7 protein-coding genes are annotated in these 7,759 nt (G+C 68.3%); 2 read left to right on the top strand and 5 right to left on the bottom strand.

The genetic code is table 11. The features are described 5' to 3' along the window. From B8460_RS13525 to B8460_RS13515, 3 genes are all read right to left on the bottom strand, one after another. On the bottom strand, positions 1–738 hold a 738-nt coding region (locus B8460_RS13525; protein WP_048862134.1), incomplete at its 3' end, for an efflux RND transporter permease subunit. Positions 739–777: 39 nt separating this feature from the next. Continuing rightward, positions 778–1,908, bottom strand: a complete 1,131-nt coding sequence (locus B8460_RS13520; RefSeq protein ID WP_048862133.1) for an efflux RND transporter periplasmic adaptor subunit — start codon at positions 1,906–1,908, stop codon at positions 778–780. Then, on the bottom strand, positions 1,905–2,525 hold the full coding sequence (locus B8460_RS13515) for a TetR/AcrR family transcriptional regulator (protein ID WP_048862132.1): 621 nt from the start codon (positions 2,523–2,525) through the stop codon (positions 1,905–1,907). Before B8460_RS13515 ends, B8460_RS13520 begins: the two co-directional genes overlap by 4 nt. A gap of 150 nt (positions 2,526–2,675) precedes the next feature. Between B8460_RS13515 and B8460_RS13510 the strand changes: the two genes are divergently transcribed. Further along, a complete protein-coding gene (locus B8460_RS13510) occupies positions 2,676–3,131 on the top strand; it encodes a MaoC family dehydratase (protein ID WP_048862131.1) in 456 nt (151 codons plus the stop codon). Between the two features lie 184 nt (positions 3,132–3,315). Here the strand turns inward: B8460_RS13510 and B8460_RS13505 are convergent, their stop codons facing one another. Next, positions 3,316–4,077, bottom strand: coding sequence for a reverse transcriptase domain-containing protein (locus B8460_RS13505; RefSeq protein ID WP_084623636.1), 762 nt, complete (start codon positions 4,075–4,077; stop codon positions 3,316–3,318). Between the two features lie 796 nt (positions 4,078–4,873). On the opposite strand from B8460_RS13505, the gene katG reads away from it, so the two are divergent. Then, the gene (gene katG / locus B8460_RS13500) at positions 4,874–7,084 is read left to right on the top strand and encodes a catalase/peroxidase HPI (protein ID WP_048862130.1); all 2,211 of its coding nucleotides are present in this window, start codon (positions 4,874–4,876) and stop codon (positions 7,082–7,084) included. 48 nt (positions 7,085–7,132) lie between these two features. Here katG and B8460_RS13495 read toward each other — a convergent pair. Continuing rightward, positions 7,133–7,759, bottom strand: a 627-nt coding sequence (locus B8460_RS13495) for an MFS transporter (protein WP_048862129.1), incomplete at its 5' end; no start/stop codon positions are given.

The following is a 7,759-nucleotide window of genomic DNA, read 5'->3' as shown; positions in this document are numbered from 1 at the left end:
GGCGGCGACCGCGGCGACGCCGTCCAGCGCGCCGGTCACGCGCACCGGCACGCGCTGCGCCCCGGTCTCCACGATGCCGGCCGGCACCACGGCGTTCTGCCGGGCGAGGCTGTCGAAGATCGCCTGTGGCGTGATGCCGAGCGTCGCGAGCTTGGCGTTGCTGAACTCGACATAGATGCGCTGGTCCTGCAGCCCGAAGATGTCGATCTTCTCGGCCCCGGGCACCCGCTCCAGCACGCGGCGCAGCCCCTCGGCGACCTGCTTCAGCTGATAGTAGTCCGCACCCTGACCGGTGATCGCGTACAGCACGCCGTCCACGTCGCCGAACTCGTCGTTGACCACCGGCCCCTTGATCCCCGCCGGCAGGTCGGGGCGCAGGTCATCGAGCTTCTTGCGCAGCTGATACAGCAGCTCCGGCACGTCTTTGGCCGGCGTGCTGTCGCGCAGGTTGACGATGATGCTGGCGAAGCCGGGCGTCGTGTAGGTCTGCACGTAGTCGAAATACGGCAGCGTGTGCAGCTTCTTCTCGATCGGATCGACGAGCTGGTCCTGCACCTCGGCCGTGGTGGCGCCGTCCCACGTCACCGACACCACCGCCGTCTTGATGGTAAACGATGGGTCCTCGGCGCGGCCGAGCTTGAGGTAGGCCATCGCGCCCCCGGCGGCGAGCGCCAGGATCATGAACAGCACCAGCGGCGGATGCAGCACCGCCCATTCCGACAGGTTGAAGCGGCGCATGGCGTGCCCCTCGCGGCGCCCGTGGGCGCGGCTGACCGGTTAGGACGGAAGACGGCTGACGACGCGCACCCGCTGCGCCGCGTCGAGTTTCTGCACGCCCATCGCGACGATCGTCTCGCCGTCGGCGAGGCCGGCGCTCACCAGCGCCTCGTTGCCGGCGTAACGGTCGATCGTGACCGGGCGGCTGGTCAGCGTCCCGGTATGCGGATCGACCACCCACACGGTCGGGCCGTGTCCCTCGTCGAGGATGGCGGCGAGCGGCACGCGCATGACCGGGCGGGACTCCGTCGTGATCTCCACCGTCGCGGTCATGCCCAGCATGATTTCCGACGCGCTGTCGCTGTGCTCGGCGGCGGGGATGGCGAAGCGGGCGGCATAGGTGCGCGTCGCCGGATCGGCGGCGGGCGTCAGCTCGCGCAGCGTCGCGGGCCAGGACCGGCCCGGCAGCGCCCACAGGGTCACCCGCGCATGGCCGCGGCGGGCGCAGTCCACCAGCGCCTCCGGCACCGCGACCGCCGCCTCCCGCCCGTCGAGATGGGCGAGGCGAAACACCGTCTGTCCGGCGCCGACCACCTGTCCGGGCTCGACGCTGACGGCGGTGATCACCCCCGCCGCGTCGGCGCGCAGCGTGCCATAGGTGACGGCGCGCGCGGCGAGTTCCACCGCGCGCTGCGCCCGGACGAACCGGCCCTCCGCCTCCTCGGCCAGGGTGCGCTGGCGGTCATAGTCGCTGCCGGTCGACCAGCCGGAGTGGTGCAGCGTCTCGATCCGGCGCAACTCGTTGGCGGCCGACTGGCGCGCGGTCGTCGCGGCGTCCAGATCCGCCTGCGCCTGGCGCAGCTGGAGTTGCAGGTCCACCGGGTCCAGCTCCGCCAGCGTCTGCCCGGCGGCGACCACCGCGCCGGCATCGACGAGGCGGCGGATCACCTTGCCGCCCACCCGGAAACCCAGGTCGCTTTCCACCCGCGCGCGGATCGTGCCCGACAGGCTGCGCACCGGGGCCGCCGGCTCGGCATGCACGACGGTCGCCAGGACGGCGCGCGGCGCCGCGGCCTTTGGCTTCTCCGCATGGCTGTCGCAGCCGGCCAGCAGCAGCACGGCGGCGGCGGCGAGGACGGCAAGGCGTGGGCCGGCAAGGCGCGAGACGGGAAAGCGCGGGGCGCTTGTCATGGCATCGGTGTCCGGTCGTGGTTGCGCAGGCCTTCGATGACGAGCCACAGCAGCCGCGCGAGATGCGCCTCGCGGTCCGGCTTGTCGGCGCATTCGGCGATCATCGTCGGGTGCATGAAGGCGCAGGAGCCATCGAGCACCGCCGCCGCCAGCCCGTCGGGATCGCCCGGCCCGAACTCCCCAGCCGCGATGCCGTCGGCGATCACGCCGGCGATGATCGCCTGCACCGCGGCGACATGCGCCTCGATCGCTTCCCAGTTCTCGGCCATCGCCGCCTCGACCATGTCGAAGACGCGGCGCTGGTCGGTGAACAGGTCGCGGTGCAGCCGGTGCGAGGTGTGGATCACGCCCGCCAGCCGGTCGGCGGCGCTGCCCGGCGCCCCGGCGGCGTCGCGCAGCGCGGCATGCAGGCCGGCGACGGTGCGGGTGAAGATCGCGTTGTGGATGTCGGCCTTGCTGGCGAAGAACCGGTAGACGTTGGCGCTCGACATGCCGAGCGCCTGGGCGATGTCGGCGACCGTGGTCTTGCCGTACCCGACCTCGCGGAACAGGCGCTCCGCCACGTCCAGGATGTTGTCATGGGTCTGTTCGGGCGGGACGAGGGCGCGTCGGGACATGGCGGCTGAGGGGTGTCCGCTGTTATCTGATAACTGACGATTTGCCGATTATCACACTTATCAGCCGCAAGGCAAGCCCCGCGCGCCCTGCCTTCGCAACCGCGCGTCCCGGTGCCTATCCTGTCCGCCGGCAACGAGGGGAGGGCGGCGATGGCCGGTCTATGGTTCGACGAGTTCCACGAGGGTCAGGTGTTCGAACACGCGATGTCGCGCACCGTGACCGAGATGGACAACGTGCTGTTCAGCACCCTGACCCTGAACCCGCAGCCGCTGCACATCGACTTCGAGTTCGCCAAGTCGACCGAGTTCGGCAAGCCCCTGGTCAACTCGATCTTCACCCTCGGCCTGATGATCGGCATGACGGTGGGCGAGACGACGCTCGGCACCACGGTCGGCAATCTCGGCATGACCAGCGTGAGCTTCCCAAAGCCGGTCTTCCACGGCGACACCATCCGCGCCCGCACCACGGTCAAGGGCGTCCGCCCGTCCAAGTCCCGCCCGGGTCAGGGGATCGTGACGTTCCTGCACGAAGCGACGAACCAGCGCGGCGAGGTGGTCGCGGTGTGCGAGCGCGCGGCGCTGATGTTGGGGCGGCCGGGGGGGTAGGTGGGGGCCTGGGGGCGGCCGGCGGCTGCCGAATCGAGGAGGGCGGAAAGCACCCGTCGCAGCGCCCCGAAAGCAACTCGTGCCGCCTTCCGGCGAGCTTTGGGCACCTCCGTCTACGCCGAAGACGGACAACGGCCTTGACGACGAGATGCCTATCTCACGAGGTTGCGTACTACAGACAGCGTTACCGCAGCTCCAGCGAAGCCCTTTGTTCGCTATTCACGGTGCCGACGTATCCGAGGATACCGGCGACTGTAGCAGGGTCGCCTTTGACGATAGCGGCTTCAAAGTCGGCAATCCGGGATGGCGACACCTTCAGCCTGTGGTGACACAGGTCGAGGTTGAACACCTCAACGGCCGGTGCGGGGCCAACACTTTTTAACGGATGAAATTCAAAGCCCGACCGCTCAGCGGCCGCTTCAAGTCTTAGTCGGGCGGCGCTCAAAGTCGCCACGTCATCTCCCGACACAAGAATGTCGTCCATGTAAATCGACACCGACGTGTGGTCGTGATGCAAGCTCGCGAGCGCCGTCCCCAAATACGACATGCTTAGCGAGAGCGAGGCCAGAATCGAAGATTGCACAAATCCAAATGGGAGACTGTAAGGTCTGCCCTTGCCGCTTTTGCTTACCGTGCTCCGGCAAGCTGCATGCCACGCAAACTGGTGGCGGAAACGGCACTGACACAGCGCCCGATGAACTTTGGTGCGGGTTACGCTGTCATAGAAGCGCCGAAGATCGAGCCGAATAAAAAAGCAACTTCCCAGGTGCCGTCGAGCCGCCGCCACGTGACCGCCTGGCTGGAAGTGAAAGAAATAGGCAGGAGGAGTCCAGCGCTTCAGCACACGGTGTTTTAGTTCTTCACCGAATACCCTACTTGAGGGCGTCGGAACAAAAACCTGTCGTTCGCCTCCGATTGAAAAAGAATACTCGTAAGTTTGAAGCATGGTAGTTAGTGGCCCCGCCCACCAGGTGCACGACTTCCGCTATGAATTTGCAAAGCAAAATCCCTAGCCTGAGCAACTGGCAGGCGAGGCCGATGATGCGTGAAATGTTGCGCATCTTGTGAGGCCCTCCTGCACGCCCTCGGCGGCCCTGCACTTACGCGCGTGACCACTAACTAATCAGACGCCATGAGACACCCGAAATCGTGTGACCCACGTCATCATCATGCGTACCCGCGCGAATAATCACGCGGCTCGCCCTGAGCCTCACACCGAGAGCGAGACGATTTGACCATGACAGCTACCTAGGTTCAAGCGTCTGGGTTGTGCCGGAGGACTTTTTACCTCCTACGGCGGCGTCTCGGCGCGCTCGACGTCCTAGCGCCCGTGACTACCCCGGCCACCACCCCAGCGGCAACCGCCTCGGACCGCCGCGGTCGATCGCGCGATTGAAGGCCGGACGCGCTTCCAGCCGCGTCATGTAGGCCTCGTGGCGCGGCGTCGCCGGCCAGCGTGCCACGCCGCGCCGCCCGCTGATCCGGCGCCGGCCGGGACGACAGCCGTGCCGGCGCCACGAACGCGCTCCCGCCGCCTCCCTTCATCCATCACTGGCGCGCCGTGGGCCGACGTGCCTATGCTGCGCCTTGTGGCGCGTTCCATAGTGGGCTAACAATCCAGCTGGCGCGACAAGCAGTTGAAAACACTGCCTTTTCGCGGCCACGAGCGACAATCCGCGGGCGTTGAGAGACACTCTGCCAGAGAGCGGGTCAACCGACGCAGCCAAGATCGGAGACGAAGAATGGACGGAAACGTTGACCAGACTGCCGGCAAGTGCCCGGTGATCCACGGGGTGCGGCCGAATGCGAGCTATTCGGGCCGCTCGAACCGGGAATGGTGGCCGAACCAGCTCAATATCAGGATTCTGCACCAGAACCCCCCGGCGTCCGACCCGATAGACCCGGATTTCGACTACGCCAAGGCCTTCAAGTCGCTCGATCTCGCGGCGGTCAAGCAGGACCTGTTCGCCCTGATGAAGACCTCGCAGGACTGGTGGCCGGCGGACTATGGCCACTATGGCCCGTTCTTCATCCGCATGGCCTGGCACAGCGCCGGCACCTACCGCATCGCGGACGGGCGCGGCGGCGCCGGCTCCGGCTCGCAGCGTTTCGCGCCGCTGAACAGCTGGCCGGACAACGCCAACCTCGACAAGGCGCGGCGCCTGCTGTGGCCGATCAAGCAGAAATACGGGAAGAAGATTTCCTGGGGCGACCTGATGGTCCTCGCCGGCAACTGCGCGCTGGAGTCGATGGGCTTCAAGACCTTCGGCTACGGCGGCGGCCGCGTCGACGTGTGGGAGCCCGAGGAAGACATCTACTGGGGCAGCGAGGACACCTGGCTCGGCGACAAGCGCTACAGCGGTGACCGCGACCTCGAAAACCCGCTTGCCGCGGTGCAGATGGGCCTGATCTACGTCAATCCGGAAGGGCCGAACGGCAAGCCGGACCCGGTCGCCGCTGCCCGCGACATCCGCGAGACCTTCGCGCGCATGGCGATGGACGACGAGGAGACGGTCGCCCTGATCGCCGGCGGCCACACCTTCGGCAAGTGCCACGGCGCGGGCGACGCCGCGCTCGTCGGGCCGGAGCCCGAGGGCGCCCCGATCGAGGAGCTTGGCCTGGGCTGGCGCAACCGCTTCGGCAAGGGCAAGGGCGACGACACCACCACCAGCGGCATCGAAGGCGCCTGGACCCCCACGCCGACCACCTGGGACAACAGCTACTTCGACACGATGTTCCGCTACGAGTGGGAGCTGAAGAAGAGCCCCGCCGGCGCATGGCAGTGGCACCCCAAGGACGGCGCGGCGGCGGACGCGGTGCCGGACGCGCATGACCCGTCCAAGCGTCACGCGCCGATGATGCTGACCACCGACCTCGCGCTGCGCATGGACCCGGTGTACGAGCCGATCTCCCGCCGCTTCCACGCCAACCCACAGGCCTATGCCGACGCCTTCGCACGCGCCTGGTTCAAGCTGACCCACCGCGACATGGGGCCGCGCGCCCGCTACCTCGGCCCCGAGGTTCCGGCCGAGGAACTGGTCTGGCAGGACCCGGTGCCGGCAGTCGATCACACGCTCGTCGACGCCGCCGACGTGCGCGCGCTGAAGGCCAAGGTGCTGGCGTCGGGCCTCTCCACCGGCGAACTCGTCTCGACCGCCTGGGCCTCGGCCGCGACGTTCCGCGGCTCGGACAAGCGGGGCGGCGCCAACGGCGCGCGCATCCGCCTCGCGCCGCAGAAGGACTGGGAGGTCAACCAGCCCGCCCAGCTCGCCAAGGTGCTCAAGGCGCTGGAGACCATCCAGGCGGAGTTCAACGCGGCCCAGACCGGCGGGAAGAAGATCTCGCTCGCCGATCTGATCGTCCTCGCCGGCGGTGCCGCGATCGAGGCGGCGGCGAAGAAGGGCGGCCACGAGGTCGAGGTGCCCTTCACCCCCGGCCGCACCGACGCGACGCAGGCACAGACGGATGTCGACAGCTTCGCCGTGCTGGAGCCGATCGCCGACGGCTTCCGCAACTACCTCAAGGCCCGCTACCCGGTCTCGTCGGAGGAGCTGCTGATCGATCGCGCGCAGCTGCTGACGCTGTCGGCGCCGGAGACGGCGGTGCTGGTGGGCGGGATGCGCGTGCTGGGCGGCAATGTCGGGCAGTCGGCGCACGGCGTGTTCACGCAGCGGCCCGGCACGCTGTCCAACGACTTCTTCGTCAACCTGCTCGACATGGGCACGGCCTGGGCGTCGGCGTCGGAGGATCACGAGACGTTCGAGGGCCGTGACCGCGCGAGCGGCGCGGTGAAGTGGACGGCCACCCGCGTCGACCTGATCTTCGGCTCCAACTCGCAGCTCCGCGCGGTGGCGGAGGTCTATGCCAGCGAGGATGCCAAGGCGAAGTTCGTCCACGACTTCGTGGCGGCCTGGACCAAGGTGATGAACCTCGATCGCTTCGACCTCGCCTGATCAACACGGCGTATCCGGGCGCGGCGCGCGCCGCGTCCGGATACGTGCCTATCCCGCGTGCCTGTCCGCCGTCTCCGGCATGCGCAGCAGCAGCACCAGCAGCGCCACCGTCGCCGCGGCCGACGACCACAGAAATCCCGCCGAATAGCCGAAGTGATCGACGATCTCGCCGGTCACCAGCCCGCTCGCCGCGGCACCGATGCCCTGCAAGGTCGCGACCGCCCCTTGCGCCACGTTGTAGCGGCCGGTCCCGCGCATCACGTCGGCGATCACCAGCGGCGTGATCGCACCGAAGATGCCGGCGCCGACGCCGTCGAGCAGCTGCACCCCGATCAGCCACCATGCGTGATCCGACAGGACATACAGCGCCGCGCGGATCGGGAGGATGGCGAAGCCCGCGATCAGGATCGGCTTGCGCCCGAACCGGTCGGCCGTGGCACCCACCGCCAGCGCGATCGGCAGCATGATGAGCTGGGCGGCGATGATGCAGGACGACATCATCGGCGTCGCCCACGCCTTGTGCGCGATCGCCAGCTTCTGACCGACCAGCGGCAGCAGCGGCGCGTTGGCGAAATGAAACAGCAGCGCGCAGACGCCGTAGATCAGCAGCGGCCGCGAGCCCGCGAGCACGCGCCAGACCGACGCCGCCCCGCCATCCGCCTTGGCCCCGTCCGC

The sequence above is a fragment of the Acidisphaera rubrifaciens HS-AP3 genome (assembly GCF_000964365.1).
GTDB classification, from domain to species: Bacteria; Pseudomonadota; Alphaproteobacteria; order Acetobacterales; family Acetobacteraceae; genus Acidisphaera; species Acidisphaera rubrifaciens.
The sequence above is the reverse complement of the archived record's forward strand: the minus strand, read 5'-3'. Positions and strand labels throughout refer to the sequence as shown.